The 15,041-nt window shown below is 53.8% G+C and carries 14 protein-coding genes; 13 read left to right on the top strand and 1 reads right to left on the bottom strand.

Translation table 11 applies throughout. The features are described 5' to 3' along the window. Positions 1-80: 80 nt before the first annotated feature. The 8 genes from ACTCIA_RS00820 to ACTCIA_RS00785 all read left to right on the top strand — a co-directional run bounded on the left by ACTCIA_RS00820 (position 81) and on the right by ACTCIA_RS00785 (position 9,001). On the top strand, positions 81-875 hold the full coding sequence (locus tag ACTCIA_RS00820) for a glycerophosphodiester phosphodiesterase (protein WP_462999903.1): 795 nt from the start codon (positions 81-83) through the stop codon (positions 873-875). Continuing rightward, on the top strand, positions 872-1,624 hold the full coding sequence (locus ACTCIA_RS00815; protein ID WP_462999902.1) for a histone deacetylase family protein: 753 nt from the start codon (positions 872-874) through the stop codon (positions 1,622-1,624). Before ACTCIA_RS00820 ends, ACTCIA_RS00815 begins: the two co-directional genes overlap by 4 nt. An 11-nt stretch (positions 1,625-1,635) precedes the next feature. Continuing rightward, positions 1,636-2,025: an SWIM zinc finger family protein gene (locus tag ACTCIA_RS00810; protein WP_462999901.1), complete on the top strand. Its 390-nt coding sequence runs from the start codon at positions 1,636-1,638 to the stop codon at positions 2,023-2,025. 50 nt (positions 2,026-2,075) lie between these two features. Beyond that, positions 2,076-2,543, top strand: a complete 468-nt coding sequence (gene ispF / locus ACTCIA_RS00805; RefSeq protein ID WP_462999900.1) for a 2-C-methyl-D-erythritol 2,4-cyclodiphosphate synthase — start codon at positions 2,076-2,078, stop codon at positions 2,541-2,543. Positions 2,544-2,608: 65 nt separating this feature from the next. Further along, complete coding sequence (cysS, locus tag ACTCIA_RS00800) at positions 2,609-4,060, top strand: cysteine--tRNA ligase (RefSeq protein ID WP_462999899.1); 1,452 nt, start codon at positions 2,609-2,611, stop codon at positions 4,058-4,060. Next, positions 4,047-6,065, top strand: a complete 2,019-nt coding sequence (gene uvrB, locus ACTCIA_RS00795; RefSeq protein WP_462999898.1) for an excinuclease ABC subunit UvrB — start codon at positions 4,047-4,049, stop codon at positions 6,063-6,065. Before cysS ends, uvrB begins: the two co-directional genes overlap by 14 nt. Next, positions 6,049-7,929, top strand: a complete 1,881-nt coding sequence (uvrC, locus tag ACTCIA_RS00790; protein ID WP_462999897.1) for an excinuclease ABC subunit UvrC — start codon at positions 6,049-6,051, stop codon at positions 7,927-7,929. The genes uvrB and uvrC overlap by 17 nt, the downstream gene beginning before the upstream one ends. Before the next feature lie 58 nt (positions 7,930-7,987). Continuing rightward, positions 7,988-9,001: a DUF4388 domain-containing protein gene (locus tag ACTCIA_RS00785; RefSeq protein WP_462999896.1), complete on the top strand. Its 1,014-nt coding sequence runs from the start codon at positions 7,988-7,990 to the stop codon at positions 8,999-9,001. Between the two features lie 147 nt (positions 9,002-9,148). On the opposite strand, the gene mdh is transcribed toward ACTCIA_RS00785, so the two are convergent. Next, entirely contained in the window at positions 9,149-10,078 is a 930-nt protein-coding gene (gene mdh / locus ACTCIA_RS00780) for a malate dehydrogenase (RefSeq protein ID WP_462999895.1), read from the bottom strand. A gap of 334 nt (positions 10,079-10,412) precedes the next feature. On the opposite strand from mdh, the gene ACTCIA_RS00775 reads away from it, so the two are divergent. Genes ACTCIA_RS00775 through ACTCIA_RS00755 form a run of 5 tightly spaced genes read left to right on the top strand, consistent with a single transcriptional unit; the run spans position 10,413 to position 14,971 of the window. Further along, a complete protein-coding gene (locus ACTCIA_RS00775; protein WP_462999894.1) occupies positions 10,413-11,594 on the top strand; it encodes a DUF4388 domain-containing protein in 1,182 nt (393 codons plus the stop codon). 42 nt (positions 11,595-11,636) lie between these two features. Then, positions 11,637-11,987 (top strand): PilZ domain-containing protein, encoded by a 351-nt coding sequence (locus tag ACTCIA_RS00770; RefSeq protein ID WP_462999893.1) that lies wholly within the window; start codon positions 11,637-11,639, stop codon positions 11,985-11,987. Between the two features lie 15 nt (positions 11,988-12,002). Further along, the gene (locus tag ACTCIA_RS00765; RefSeq protein WP_462999892.1) at positions 12,003-12,899 is read left to right on the top strand and encodes a phosphoribosylaminoimidazolesuccinocarboxamide synthase; all 897 of its coding nucleotides are present in this window, start codon (positions 12,003-12,005) and stop codon (positions 12,897-12,899) included. Next, positions 12,889-13,872 carry a ParB/RepB/Spo0J family partition protein gene (locus ACTCIA_RS00760; RefSeq protein ID WP_462999891.1) on the top strand — a complete coding sequence of 328 codons (984 nt, stop codon included), beginning with the start codon at positions 12,889-12,891 and terminating at the stop codon, positions 13,870-13,872. The genes ACTCIA_RS00765 and ACTCIA_RS00760 overlap by 11 nt, the downstream gene beginning before the upstream one ends. Then, positions 13,859-14,971 carry a spore photoproduct lyase family protein gene (locus ACTCIA_RS00755; RefSeq protein WP_462999890.1) on the top strand — a complete coding sequence of 371 codons (1,113 nt, stop codon included), beginning with the start codon at positions 13,859-13,861 and terminating at the stop codon, positions 14,969-14,971. Before ACTCIA_RS00760 ends, ACTCIA_RS00755 begins: the two co-directional genes overlap by 14 nt. Positions 14,972-15,041 lie beyond the last annotated feature (70 nt).

Here is a 15,041-nt window from a genome sequence, read left to right as displayed (position 1 = left end):
TTAAATCCGGTTATTGTTGTTTTGTTTAAAACAATAGTGGAAAAAAATCCGGTTTTATGAGAAAGGCACGGCCATATTCCATGGTTGGATCAACAGAACAAAAAAACAGGTCCCGGGGCGGACTGCCCGATTTCCCCTGGCTCATAGCCCACCGGGGGGCCATGGCTGAAGCTCCGGAAAACGGGCAGGCGGCTTTTGACCTGGCCTTTCTTCGGGGGGTTGACGGCATTGAATTGGATGTGCAACTGTCTGCCGATCATGTACCGGTGATTTTCCATGATGAAACCCTGGAAAGAATTGCCGGCGTGAACAAAAGGATTTCCGACTTAAGCCTGGAAGAGCTTGGCCGCCTGGATCTCGGCAAATGGTTTTCAGACCAATATGCCGGCACCCGGATCATGACTCTGGCCCAAGTGCTGAAAAGATATGCGCACCAGGGTGTGCTCATGATCGAACTCAAAGCCGGAAAGCCTGCGGAACCCCACTGCCAAAAACAGCTTGCCGCCGGGGTCGTCGAGCAAATCGGTCTTCACGTACCGGCGTCTTTGCGCAGCAATTTGTTTGTTCTCAGCTTTGATGCGGGTTTGCTTGAGCAAGCCCGGGAGCTTGCCCCGGATCTGGCTTTTGTTTTAAATATTGGCGGTCCGTGGCCGTTTTCCGGCAATGTCCCGGAAAAAGTGCAGCACATGATCCAAGGATACTGTCTTGCCTTTGGCCGGCTCACCCGGAGATTTGTTCGTCAGTGCCATGCACAGGGCAAAATTGTTGCGGTATACTCCTGTAACCGGCCTGCGGATGCCGAACGGGCCCGGGAAATGGGAGTCGATGTGGTGATGACCGATGCACCCGCCGAGGTGATCAAGGAGGTGTCATGAAAGTGGTGTTTCATCAGTTTTTTTATCCGGTCTACACTTCGGATCCGGCATCGGCTCCGGGCCGTATTGAGGCCATTGTGGACCGGCTGCCGTCTCACGCGGAAATGGTGGATGCAGAGCCGGCCCCTGAAAATCTCATTGAGCTGGCGCATTCCAATGTTCATATTGAAAATGTCCGGCGCAAGGACCTCTACGACATTGCCGCCCTGGCTGCGGGCGGGGCGATTCAGGCCGCGCACATCGGTCTTTCGGAGCCGGCATTTGCCGTGATCCGCCCCCCGGGACATCATGCCTCCACGGAAACGGCCTGGGGATTCTGCTATTTTAACAACATGGCCATTGCCCTGCTGACCCTAAAGAGCCAAAACCGCATTGACACGGCCATGGTGCTTGACATTGATCTTCATTACGGCGATGGAACCGTCAATATCCTGGGGAACAATGACTGGGTTGAAATTCATAATCCGGCCAAAAACACCCGGGAGCAATACATGGAAGAAGTCAACCGGATTCTGTCCGCCAGCCGGGCGGATATTATCGGCATATCCGCGGGATTTGACAATCACATGCAGGACTGGGGCGGATTGATGGCAACCGAGGACTATTACCACATCGGGAAAAAAGCAAGCCAATCCGCCTTTGCACGGGGTGCCGGATGCTTTGCCATTCTCGAGGGCGGATACAACCACAGCGTGCTTGGCCAAAACGTTGCTGCTCTGATCAACGGCATGGCTGAACCGGCTGCGTAAGGCGGCCGGTTTTGCCCGCCGCTAACCCGGATGAATATGCGATGACCATGGAAAACGGAAATTCAGGCACCGACCGCTTCCGGGAACTGACCTGGGGGGATCTCACCGCATGGGCGGGAAAGGATGTGCTGACTGCCGGAAGAAACCTGCAGCGCAAAGGATCTGTCAAGCAGCTTTCAAGAACCGCAGACGGCGGTCTGCTGACATGGATTCAGGCAGAGGAGGTCTTTGCCACCCATGTGGGGTTTGATCACGGGGAATTGTTCTGCCATTGCGCCTGTCAGGGGGAGGGGGCCTGTGAACACGGCATTGCCACAATCCTTGAATATATCGCCTATTTGAAAAAAAATATTCCCGTACCCTTTGCATCCTCAAATGACCAGCGATTTTTTCTGCTATAACAGGACGGGTTTACCGCTATGGCGCGTTGTGATAAGGAAAGAATCTGTTTATGCGTGTAGGTGTTGGTTACGACATTCATCAACTGGCCGCAGGACGGCGCCTTGTGCTGGGCGGGGTGAGAATTTTCCATGATAAGGGCCTGGTTGGCCATTCAGACGCAGATGTTCTTGTGCATTCCGTATGCGATGCCATTTTCGGCGCAGCCGGACTGGGCGATATCGGACGGCACTTTCCGGATACTGATCCGGCCTACAAGGATATTTCCAGCATGGTGCTGCTGAAACAGACCTGGCAGAAGGCGCGAGAAAAGTGCACAACCATCGGCAACATCGATGCCACAATTTTTGCCCAGCAGCCGAAACTGGCGGATTATACCGGAGAAATGGCCGCCCGCATCGCAGAAGTCCTTGAAATTGCCCCTGAACAGGTAAACATCAAGGCCACCACCACGGAAAAACTCGGCATCATCGGCCGCGAGGCGGCCATAGCCGCCATGTGCGTGGTTTTGCTTGAATAATGCGCTATCTGATTTATTTTGTTAAAACAATTTCCTGATCCAACCACAGCAGATGGACAAATACCATGACCATTAAAGTATATAATACACTGGGGCGATGCAAGCAGCCATTGGATCCGATGACACCCGGCAAAATCCGGATGTATGTCTGCGGCCCCACGGTCTATGACTCCTGTCATATCGGCCATGCCCGGTCCATCGTGGTTTTCGACGTGATCTACCGCTATCTCAAGGCCCGGGGATATGACGTGTATTACGTGCGCAATTTCACGGACGTGGATGACAAGATCATCCAGCGGGCCAACGATCTGGGCATTTCCTCCGTGGCGCTTGCCGGCCGCTGTATTGATGAGTTTCATGCAGACATGGAATCGCTTAACATGCAGCCTCCGGACCTGGAGCCGCTGGCCACGGACCATATATCCCAGATTATAACCATTGTTCGCCTTCTCATTGAAAAGGGCTATGCCTACCCGGTGGACGGGGACGTGTATTTTGCCGTTGAAAAATGGCCGGAATACGGAAAACTCTCGGGCAGAAAACTTGAAGACATGGAGGCCGGGGCCCGTGTGGACGTGGATCCGCGCAAGCAAAGCCCGTTTGATTTTGTTTTATGGAAAGCTTCCAAGCCCGGTGAGCCGGCCTGGGACAGCCCCTGGGGAAAGGGACGGCCGGGCTGGCATATCGAGTGCTCGGCCATGAGCGCCGAGTACCTGGGCCAGAGCTTTGATATCCACGGCGGGGGAAAGGACCTGATCTTTCCCCATCATGAAAATGAAATCGCCCAGTCCGAGGCGGCATTCGGCAAGCCCTTTGCCCGCTACTGGATTCACAACGGATTTATCAACATCAACCAGGAGAAAATGTCCAAGTCCCTGGGCAATTTTTTGATGATCAAAGACATTGTCAAGGCCTGGCACCCTGAAGTGCTGCGCCTGTTTCTGGTTTCCAATCATTACCGCTCGCCCATAGACTATACAGAGCAGGCCATGGCAGAGGCAGCCGCGTCCCTGGACAAGATCTACAGCCTGCTCGAAAGGGTGGCCCCGGTGTTTGACGCCTGGCCGCCGCAGGTTTCCGGGGATTCGGGGGCCGAGCTCTGGCAGCGGTTTTGCGACGCCATGGATGATGATTTCAACACGGCCCGGGGCATGGGGCTTTTGTTTGAGGCGGTGCGGGAGTTAAACCGGCAGATCGATGAAAAGGGTGTAGCCGGGGCCTGCCAAAGCCCCGAAGGTCTGGGCCGGATCAACGACATGCTGCGTATCGGGCAGATCCTCGGCCTGATGGCCGAAACCCCGCAGCAGTACTTTCAGCAGCGCAAAAATGCCGTGCTAAAGGATCAGCAGATCGATGCCCAATGGATTGAAGACCAGATCCGGCAGCGGACCCGTGCCCGCAAGGAAAAGGATTTTGCCCTGGCAGACCGGATCCGCGACGATCTAAAGGCGCGCAACATCATTCTCGAAGACCGTCCTGACGGCACAATTTGGAAACACGGCGATGGAAAAGCGTAAATTTGCCCTGCATACGGAAATGACGCCCAGGGGAGACCAGCCCGGGGCCATTGCGGGTCTCAGCCGTGGGGTCAACAACGGACTGGCCCACCAGGTGATGCTTGGTGTAACCGGATCGGGCAAGACCTTTACCATGGCCAACGTGGTTGCCGAGGTCCAGAAACCCACCCTGGTGATCGCCCCGAACAAGACCCTGGCCGCCCAGCTCTACAATGAGTTCAAGTCCTTTTTCCCGGAAAATGCGGTGGAGTATTTTGTCAGTTATTATGACTACTACCAGCCAGAGGCCTATCTTCCGGTATCAGATACCTATATCCAGAAGGATTCCTCAATTAATGAAATGATTGACAAGATGCGCCATTCGGCCACCCGATCGGTGCTGTCGAGAAAAGACGTTTTGGTGGTGGCCAGTGTTTCGTGCATCTTCGGTCTGGGGGCGCCCGAGGATTACCTGGCCATGCGTCTGGATCTGGACACGGACATGGAACTGACCCGGGACAAGCTGCTGGCTGATCTGGTTGAGATGCAGTACCAGAGAAACGACATGGATTTTTACCGGGGGGTTTTCCGGGTCCGGGGCGACCGGGTGGAGATATTTCCGGCCTACGAAGAGGACCGGGCCATACGCGTGGAGTTTTTCGGGGACGTGATCGAGGCGATCTCGGAAATCGACCCCCTGACCGGCAAGGTCAAAAGGCGGGTCAACGGCACCACCATTTACCCGGCCAGCCATTATGTCACCCAGGAGCGCGGCCGGCGGCGGATCATCGACGATATCCAGGAGGAACTCAAGCACAGGATCGATCATTACCGGGATGCGGGAAAGCTCATCGAGGCCCAGCGCATCGAGGAGCGAACCCGATATGACATGGAAATGATCCTGGAACTGGGCTATTGCAACGGCATTGAAAATTACGCCAGACACATCACCGGTCGTGCCCCCGGCCAGCCCCCGCCCACGCTGCTGGATTATTTTCCGGATGACTTTTTGCTTTTCATTGACGAAAGCCATATCAGCGTGCCCCAGATCCGGGGGATGTACAACGGCGACCGGTCCAGAAAACAAACCCTTGTGGAATACGGATTCCGGCTGCCCTCTGCCCTGGATAACCGGCCGCTTCGGTTTGAAGAGTTCAGCCGGCGGGTTTCACAGGTGATTTACGTATCGGCCACACCGTCGGACTATGAACTGGAAAAAGCCGGGGATGCAGTCATGGAGCAGATCGTGCGTCCCACCGGCTTAATTGATCCGGAAATGGAGGTCAGAAGCGCCAAAAACCAGGTCGACGACCTTTACTCCGAGATTCAGCAAAGAATCCGTGCAAACCAGCGGGTGCTGGTCACCACCCTGACCAAGCGCATGGCAGAGGACCTGACCGAGTATTACACGGACCTGGGCGTACGTGTCCGCTACCTGCATTCGGATATCAAGACCCTGGAACGCATCGAGATCATCCGCGATCTCCGGGCGGGTGAATTTGACGTGCTGGTGGGCATCAACCTGCTGCGCGAAGGCCTGGATATTCCCGAAGTCTCCCTGGTGGCAATTCTGGATGCGGACAAGGAAGGATTTTTGCGATCCGCCCGGTCCCTGATCCAGACCTTTGGCCGGGCGGCCAGAAATGCCAACGGCACAGTTGTCATGTATGCTGAAACCGTCACCCCGGCCATGCGTCATGCAATGGAGGAAACCGGGCGCCGCCGCGGAATCCAGAAAGATTATAACCAAAAACATAATATCATTCCGGCAACCATTGAAAAATCCCTGGCCTCAGCATTTGGTTCGCCCTATGAAAAGACCGGCTCACAAGCACCTGAGCAACAGGTGGCCGAAACCGCAGCCACTTATGGATCGGAGCAGAAAGTCGAGCGCCGGATTCGGGAACTGGAAGCCAAAATGCGAAAAGCCGCAGACAACCTGGAATTTGAAAAGGCGGCCCGGTACCGCGACCGGGTCAAGACACTGAAAAAGATGATGGTGTTTGATTTTGAAGCCGCAGTCTGACACCCGGCAGCCAATGGCCGAAGGAGAGAATCACGCTCCTGGCCCGGCGGACAAAATCGCCCGCACGCCAAAAAGCCCCGGGGTCTATTTGATGAAAAACGCCGAGGGCAAAGTAATTTACGTGGGCAAGGCGGCAAATCTGAAAAACCGCATCCGTTCGTATTTCTCAGATGCCTCATCGCGAACAGATGCCAAGACAGGGGTTCTGGTCAAACATATTGCTGATTTCGAGACCGTGGTCACAGCCTCGGAAACCGAGGCCCTGATCCTGGAATCCAACCTGATCAAGCGCTACCGGCCCCGCTACAACGTTATTTTAAAAGATGACAAGCGCTATCCCTCTTTGCGCATGGATCTTTCCGAAGCTTATCCCAATCTCACGGTTGTGCGAAAGCCCAAAAAAGACGGGGCCCTGTATTTCGGCCCTTATGCATCGGCCGGTGCGGTCAAGCAGACCCTGAAAATGATCCATCGGGTGTTTAAGCTGCGAAAATGCCGCTCACCCCAGGTCAAACCCCGCTCAAGGCCCTGCCTGAACTATCAGATCGGGGTTTGCCTGGCTCCGTGCTGCTTTCATGTGGATCAGCAGGAATACGGCAAAATCGTTCACGAGGTGCGCATGTTTCTCCAGGGGCGCACCCCGGATTTGATCCGCAGAATCCGGGCGGAAATGAAAAATGCCGCAGACAGCCAGGATTATGAAACCGCTGCCCAGCTCCGGGACAAGGTCTATGCCCTGGAAAAAACCCTGGAAAAACAGGTGGCCGTGACCACAGATTTTGTGGACCGGGACGTGTTTGCAGTGGAACGAAATCCGGAAAAAGCCGTTGTGATGCTTTTGAAGGTGCGAAACGGCTATTTGCAGGGAATGCGGGATTTTTTGATCAAAGACGCGATTTCAGAAGATGCGGAAATCCTCGGGGCTGTTATCAAGCAGTACTATGAGCAGTACCCGGCAGTGCCCGCCGAAGTTTTGACACATACCCCGCCACGGGACAGGGAGCTTTACGCAAGCTGGCTTTCGGAAATTCGGGGACGCAAGACGGTGGTTCACACCCCCGTGCGCGGGGAAAAGCGGCGCCTTGTGGAAATGGCGGCCCAAAACGCCAGCCAGCGACTCCAGGCCCTGACCGAGGAGGAAAACTCATCGGCCCGCCTGCTTGCAGGCCTGGAAAAACGCCTTGGCCTGGACAGATATCCCCGCCGGATTGAATGCGTGGACAACTCGGGTCTGTCGGGCACGGACCTGGTGGCCGGTCTGGTGGTGTTTGAAGACGGTGCGCCCAAAAAATCGCTTTACCGCCATTACCGGATCCAGGGGGTTTCAGCCCAGGACGATTACGCCTGTATGCGGGAAGTGCTGTTTCGGCGGTTTTCTTCAGATACGGGAAAGGAAAAGCACATGTCCCTGCCGGATCTGTTCATGGTAGACGGCGGCAAGGGGCAGCTCAACATTGCCCTTGCAGTGATAGATGAACTCGGACTTTCCGGGCAGTTCGGGGTAATCGGCATTGCCAAAAAAGATGAGGCCAAAGGCGAGCCAGAAGACAAGATCTATCTGCCGGGCCGGGCCAATCCGGTTAATTTTCAACAGCATACCGGGCAACTGCATCTGCTCCAGCGCATCCGCGACGAGGCCCATCGCCGGGCCGTGTCATTTCACCGCAAGCGGCGAAGCAGCCGGAGCCTGCATTCGGCCCTGGATGATATCGCCGGTATCGGACCCAGACGAAAGGCTGTTTTGCTTCAGCACTACGGCAGCATCGAGGCCATTGCCGCAGCCCCTGTCGAAGAACTCGCCGGGCTTTCCGGCATGACAAAAAAAGCCGCCCAGTCTATTCATTCCGGCCTTTCCGGGCGATAAGCCGTGAGCCATGAAATATTGGCGGATAATTTTTTGACCCGTTTATACAGGAGAAAGCATGGCCATCCAGGGAAGCCTTGATACATTTGATCTTTCAAACCTTCTTCAGATGATCAAGTATGAAAGAAAAAGCGGAAGGCTGACCATCAGCTCTGAGAGCAACCAGGTACAGATCCTGATGCAGGAAGGCGATATCGTATTTGCCACGGAATCGCGCAAAAGCAACCGGATCGGGCAATTGCTGGTCAACAACGGCCTGATCAGTGCCCAAACCCTGGAAGCCGCCCTCACGGCAAGCCGGGAAAAAAACCAGGGCATCGGAAAAACCCTTGTGGAACAGGGCAAAATCACAGTGGCGGAACTAAACGGCTTTTTGCTCAAACAGGCGGAAAATTCACTCTATAACGTATTTTTGTGGCAATCCGGTCAGTTCGTGTACAAGGATGAATCCATAGATTTGAAACGGATTGTGGGCAGTGCATTTAACACCATGAACATACTCCTGGAAGCCTCCCGCAGAATTGATGAACTGGCAGCCCTGAAAAAACAAATCCCGGATGACCAGGCCGTGCTCAAGATTTGTGATCATGAACAAACAAATCAAAACATGGAATTTAATACCGATGAATCAATGCTTTTGTCCATGATCAACGGCCAGTCCACTGTGCGTCAAATTATTGAAGAAACCGGATGGGATGATTTTACGGGCTACCGGGTCATCAATTCCCTGGTATCGGCCGGGGCAGTCGAAATCCTGCAGTCCCTGCCGATGAATGAAACTGCAGCCCGGGCCGTGGAACAGCTCCGGGGGGTGGACGCCCGGCAGTTCAGACAAACCCTGGACTCCCTGGCGCTTCCGCGCAGCAGCATTTTGCGCCTGGCCCTGACCCGGCTGTTCCGGGATGCCGCAGACCCTGACATTTTAATGGAATCGGTTGCCAATGAAGCCCGGAAAATGAATGATCCGTCAGAAAAAGCCCAATTGGAGCGTCTCCTGGAGCAAAGCCGCACATCTTTTATGAAAACCCTGCTGAATCTGCTTTGGCAGGAGGCCTGCAATAACTACAGGTAGTATTCACAATCGCTCAATTTCGGTTTAAGAAAAACGCCCTGATGTTTACGTTGTCGACTCAATCCCGTTGGCGGCCGATCAATGGGTTTTCCAAAGACCGGCCGCCAACGGGGCGGGTGTTTAAAAACAGTTTGATTCAGGTGCACATTAAAGTGCGGCCATGGCATCGACCAGGGAACGCACAGCATCTGCGGATTTCTGAAGGTCTGCGGCCTCGTCGTCTTTTAGTTCGATTTCAATCACTTCCTCGATCCCGGTGCTGCCCAGTTTTACCGGCACCCCGATGAACAGGCCGTTGATTTTGTATTCGCCTTCCAGGTAAACCGCGCAGGGAAGGATCTTCTTCTTGTCTTTTAATATGGATTCGGCCATTTCCACTGCCGCAGAGGCAGGGGCATAAAAGGCGCTTCCGGTTTTGAGCAAAGAGACAATTTCCGCCCCGCCGTTGCGGGTGCGGTCCACCAGGGCGTCAATACGGTCCTTTGGCATCAGCTCTGTGATGGGAATTCCGGCCACGGTGGAAAACCGGGGCAGGGGGACCATGGTGTCGCCGTGGCCGCCGAGCACAAAGGCGTGGGTATTTTCAACCGAAACATTGAGTTCCCGGGCGATAAAGCAGCGAAACCGGGCGGAATCCAGCACTCCGGCCATGCCGATGACCCGTTTTTTGTCAAAACCGGAAGCCTCGAAAGCCACATGACACATGGCATCCAAAGGATTGCTCACGATGATGAGAACCGCGTCCGGCGATTTTTCCGCAATGTTTTTGACAACGCTTTTCATGATGTCGGAATTGGTCTTTAAAAGGTCATCACGGCTCATGCCCGGTTTTCTTGGAATGCCGGCGGTGATGATCACAATATCAGAGCCTGCGGTTTCCGCATAATCATTGGTTCCTGTAAGGCAGGCATCATGTTTTTCAATGGGAGCGGCCTCGGCCAGGTCCAAAGCTTTTCCCTGGGGCAGGCCCTCGGCAATATCGACCAGTACCACGTCACACAATTGTTTTTCCGCCAGCCGCTGGGCGGCGGTGGCCCCGACATTGCCGGCACCCACAACGGTCACTTTTTTGTCCATTGTTCACTCCTTTGTATGTGGTTTTGTTGTTCAAGCAGGTCCGCGGACATGCAAGAGAAATCCGGCATAATTGCCCGTGATTTGTCACAGTCCCTTGTTAGGCATTCCATTGCCGGCCGGAGTTGTCAAGCGCAATTTTACGCTTTTTTACCCTGTTTCTGTTCTTCAAGGGGGTTGGGGCAATGGCGGTATAAAGCATTTATGAAAAATTTTCTTGAGCTCCAGTGGTGAAATCAGTATGCTAGCAGAACCCTGCGATGTTATCGCTCCAGCTCCTATCGCCCGGGACAAATGCATTTAACCACCATTTCGGCAAAGATACAAGCAGGCGGCAATGGAATCAAAAGTGGTGCTAAAAGGAAGTCTGGCATTTCTCGGGCTGGCCGAACTGCTCCAGCAGCTCGGCGGCGGCGGCAGCACCGGGGTTTTGAAAATCTCCAGTTCCTGGAGCGGGGCGCCCGGTTATATTTATTTAAAAAACGGCAACCCGGTGGATGCAGAATACGGAAAAATCACAGGCCTGGATGCCTTAAACGGCTTTTTTGGTTGGCGGGAAGCCCATTTTGAATTCATGGAAGAAGATGTCAATCGTGATCCGGTCATTAAAAAAAGCCGGATGGAAATCATACTCGATGGTCTTCGCTTAGTCGATGAAGGAGTGATTCCGATTATGGGGGGAAACGATTCGGATTCGCACAAAAGCCGGTCCGGTCCTGATCAGCTGCCGGTTTTAAACGGCCCGGTGGTGGATTATGTCTATGTTGTGTATGAAGAGGTTTTTCAGGACGGAGATGAAATTGTCATTCAGAATCGCTTCGGCAACTGGTTCTGGGTGATCCTTGAGGGCACCGTGGAAGTGGTTCGGATCACCGAAAACGGTAACGCACCGATTCTGCGCATGACAGAAGGGGCATTTATCGGCAGCATTGTGTCTTTTCTTCGCGACGGCAATGTTCGCAGCGCCAGTATTTACGCAGTGGGCCGGGTGCAGCTCGGGGTGATCGACTCAGAACTCATTGCGCGGGAGTATTCGGCTCTTTCTGAAATGTTTCAAAACATTCTGATTTCCATGGACAAGCGGATGAAGCAGCTCACTGATGTCTGTACGGCACTGGTGCTCAAGCAACCCCCGCCGCTTTCCGGCAAACCCGGGGGCAAGCGATTTATTGACAAAAAACAAAATGAGCACAAGGTTTTTTTTATTACCCGGGGACAGGCGTTTGTTTATGTAAAAATGAAAAAAAAATACATCCATCTGCTGACTCTGGGCGTGGGTGATCTGATCGGCAGAATTCCGTTTTTAAATGCCGCCCATGAACCTTATTCCGCACACGTGTATGTGTCCGACGATATTGCGGTGCAGCCCATCGAAATCGGCGTGGTCGAACAGGAATACGAGGCGTTGTCCAGCACGCTGAAAAACATGATTCAGAATATGACCAATTCCATATCTGTAACCACGGGCCGGATTTTTGATCTGATCCGATCCGCCGGCCGATCCGCCGATGCTGATTGATACAGCCAGGATTTGCCAATCCCCTTACAAGGAGCCGAGGAGATGATAAAAGACGAACAAAGACAACAGCAGCGGTATGAATCCATTCAGCTTCTTTCATACGTCTGTATAGACGAAGAAGGAAAAGCATGGAAGCAGGGCATGGGGCGTACGCTGAACATCAATGAAATCGGGCTGAAGCTTGAAACCCACGAACCCATTGAAACCCAGTCCATTGTTCTGCTGGCTGTCGGCCTTGAAGATGAAGTTGTCGACGTCAAGGGAAGGGTGATTTACTGCAACCGCAATGAGATGGGAAGGTTTGAGTCCGGCGTGGAATTCTACGACCTGGATCCGGGCAGCCGGGAGATTATTACGCGCTTTGTCCGGGAATTTAACAAACAATACAGTTAATGTCAGGAAGGTATAATGGCACAAACGGTTTTTGAAACAAAATTTGACGATTTGCCGGTTTTCAAGCGCGGCAAAGTGCGCGATGTATACGATCTCGATGACCGCCTGCTGATGGTTGCCACGGATCGGATTTCGGCTTTTGATGTGATCATGCAGGATCCTGTTCCGGGAAAGGGCAGCATTCTGACCCGGATCTCCCTGTTCTGGTTTGACATTATCAGCTCCATTATCGACAATCACGTAATTGCCAGTGACGTGGACCAATACCCGCAAATCTGCCGGCAGTATCGCGATGAGCTCGAAGGCCGAAGCATGCTGGTCAAAAAGACCCGGCCCCTGCCTGTGGAATGTGTGGTGCGCGGCTATATTTCAGGTTCCGGATGGAAATCCTACCAGAAAACCGGAGAGGTCTGCAGCATACGCCTTCCCGACGGCCTCAGAGAATCCGACAGGCTGCCGGAACCCATTTTCACCCCCTCGACCAAGGCAGAGCTTGGCGAGCATGACATCAATATTTCCTATGATCACATGGTGGATCTCATCGGCACTGAGCGGGCGCAGCAGGTGCGGGATCTCAGTCTTGCAATCTATCAGAAGGGCGCTGAAATCGCGGAAAAAAGCGGCATTATCATTGCGGATACAAAATTTGAATTTGGAGAGGATGAAAACGGGCTGATTCTCATTGATGAAGTGCTCACTCCGGATTCATCCCGGTTCTGGCCCAAGGCCACCTATCAGCCCGGCGGTCCCCAGGCAAGCTTTGACAAACAGTATCTTCGCGATTATTTAAACTCGGTTGACTGGGACAAGACACCGCCGCCGCCCTGTCTGCCTGCCGAAGTCATCCAAAAAACCAGAAGCAAGTACCAGGAGGCGCTCCAGGCCCTGGTCGGCCGGACGGATGCAAGCTGAAACCCTTCTGATTTTTTTGGATGCGATCGATACCAGGGACAATCGGTACCAGATTTCCGATTCCGATCCGCCGGAGGCGCTTTCCGAATCCATTGATGAAGCAGGGTTGATCTCCCTGCCCTGGGTCCAGCAGCAGGAGGCTGACAAAGCCTTCCGGGTCGTGGCCGGTTTCAGGCGTATAACCGTATGCCGCAAGCTCGGATGGCCGCAGGTGACATGCCGTGTGCTGCCCGCGGGCGCCTCAAAACTTTCCTGCTGGAAAATCGCCATTGCAGACAATGCCGTGACCCGTTCCCTGAATCTGTTGGAACAGGCCCGGGCCGCGGCCGGGCTGATGGAGGTCTGTGACGGTGATGCCAAACAGGCCGCGCAACTGGCCGGCCCATTGGGCCTGCGGATCAATCCGCAACTGATCCGGAAACTGACCCGTTTGCTGGCCTTGCCCGGGGCCGTGCACCAGGCCGTGGCCCAGAACCGGATGTCGCTGAATATCGCCCTGAGCCTGGAACCGATGGATGAATCATCAGCGGTTGCCTTTGCCGGGCTTTGTCAAAACCTCAACCCCACGGTCAACCACCAGCAGGAGATTTTTACCGGTCTGTATGAACTGGCCCGCCTTCAGGACAAATCTCTGGCCGATGTTTTGGCGCAGTCGGATTTTTCAGAAATTTTGCATGCAACCCGCAAAGACCGGCGCCGTCAGCTCCAGGTCCTGCGCAGGACCCTTTACAACCTGCGGTTTCCGAATCTGAGCCGGTCTGAGGCCGCCTTTGAGCAGAAGAAAAAGAATCTGAGGCTTCCGGAAAACATGAATATCAGTGCGCCTCCCGGTTTTGAAAGCAATGTTTACACGCTGACCATACGTTTTTCCCAATCCCGGCAGTTATGCGACTGCGCTGAGAAACTGGCTGCCATCTGCCGCAATCCCGAGCTGGAAGACCTGCTGGATCGAAGTTTTAATGAAAATCCGTAAACTCTATATTGAGCAGGGTGCGGCAGATTATCCGGCCACAAGGCATATCTGCAGCCGGCTGGAAATGCCCGGGCAAATCATTGACAATCCCGAGTCGGTTTACCAGGAAATTGCCCGCAGCCCGGATCCGGAAAAAGCCGGAAAATCCATTTTGCTGCTGACCCGAAACCGGGGCGCTTTTCTCCGGGATTGTCCGGGAACCTCTTATTATACCTGCTGCGGTTATCAAATCCTGCATATCGGCACCTACTGCTCCATGGATTGCGCCTACTGCATTCTGCAGGCTTATTTTCACCCCCCGGTTCTTCAGTTTTTTGTCAACCACGCAGAGATGGAAACAAGTCTGCAACAGCATTTTGCCAAAGGTGAAATCTCCAGAATCGGTACAGGGGAGTTTACCGACAGCCTGATATGGGAGTCGGTCTACCCCCTGGCCCCCCGTCTGGTGGAATTGTTTTCCCGCCAGAAAGCCTGCGTCCTGGAATTAAAGACAAAGACCACAGCCGTGGACCCTCTTCTTGGCCTGGCGCATCATAAAAAAACCATCATGGCCTGGTCTCTGAACACCGAGGCGGTGATTGCCAACCAGGAACGGGGTACAGCCGCACTTGGCGCGCGCCTGACTGCTGCGGAAAAATGCCAGAAACAGGGTTTTCCGCTTGCCTTTCATTTTGACCCCATGATTTTATACAATGGGTGTTATGCTGATTATGAAAATGTCATTGAGCAGTTGTTCTCCCGGATCGATCCGGCCGGCATCGTGTGGATCAGCCTGGGCTCCTTTCGCTTCATGCCGGAATTAAAGCCGATCGTGGCCCGGCGCTTTGCCGCCTCCAAAATCATTTACAACGAGTTTATTCGGGCCATAGACGGCAAGATGCGGTATTTCAAACCCATGCGCATACAGCTCTACTCCCGTGTCATCGAAGCCATTAAATTCCATGCCCCGGAGGTGCTTGTGTATTTCTGCATGGAAGATAACGAGGTCTGGCAGAAATGTCTCGGCCACACACCGGCCGAACCCGGGGGCCTGCCCATGATGCTGGATCAGAGAGCCGTTCAGATATGCGGGCTGTCCGGACAATTTCCCGCAGGTTGACTTTTTAAAAAAATTCGCATAAGTTTCCTGCTCATCCAAGGTCGGTTTTTTCCCCTGAAGCTTTTAAAAG

The sequence above is a fragment of the Desulfosalsimonas sp. genome (assembly GCF_055149105.1).
This window is presented reverse-complemented; position numbering and strand designations above follow the sequence as displayed.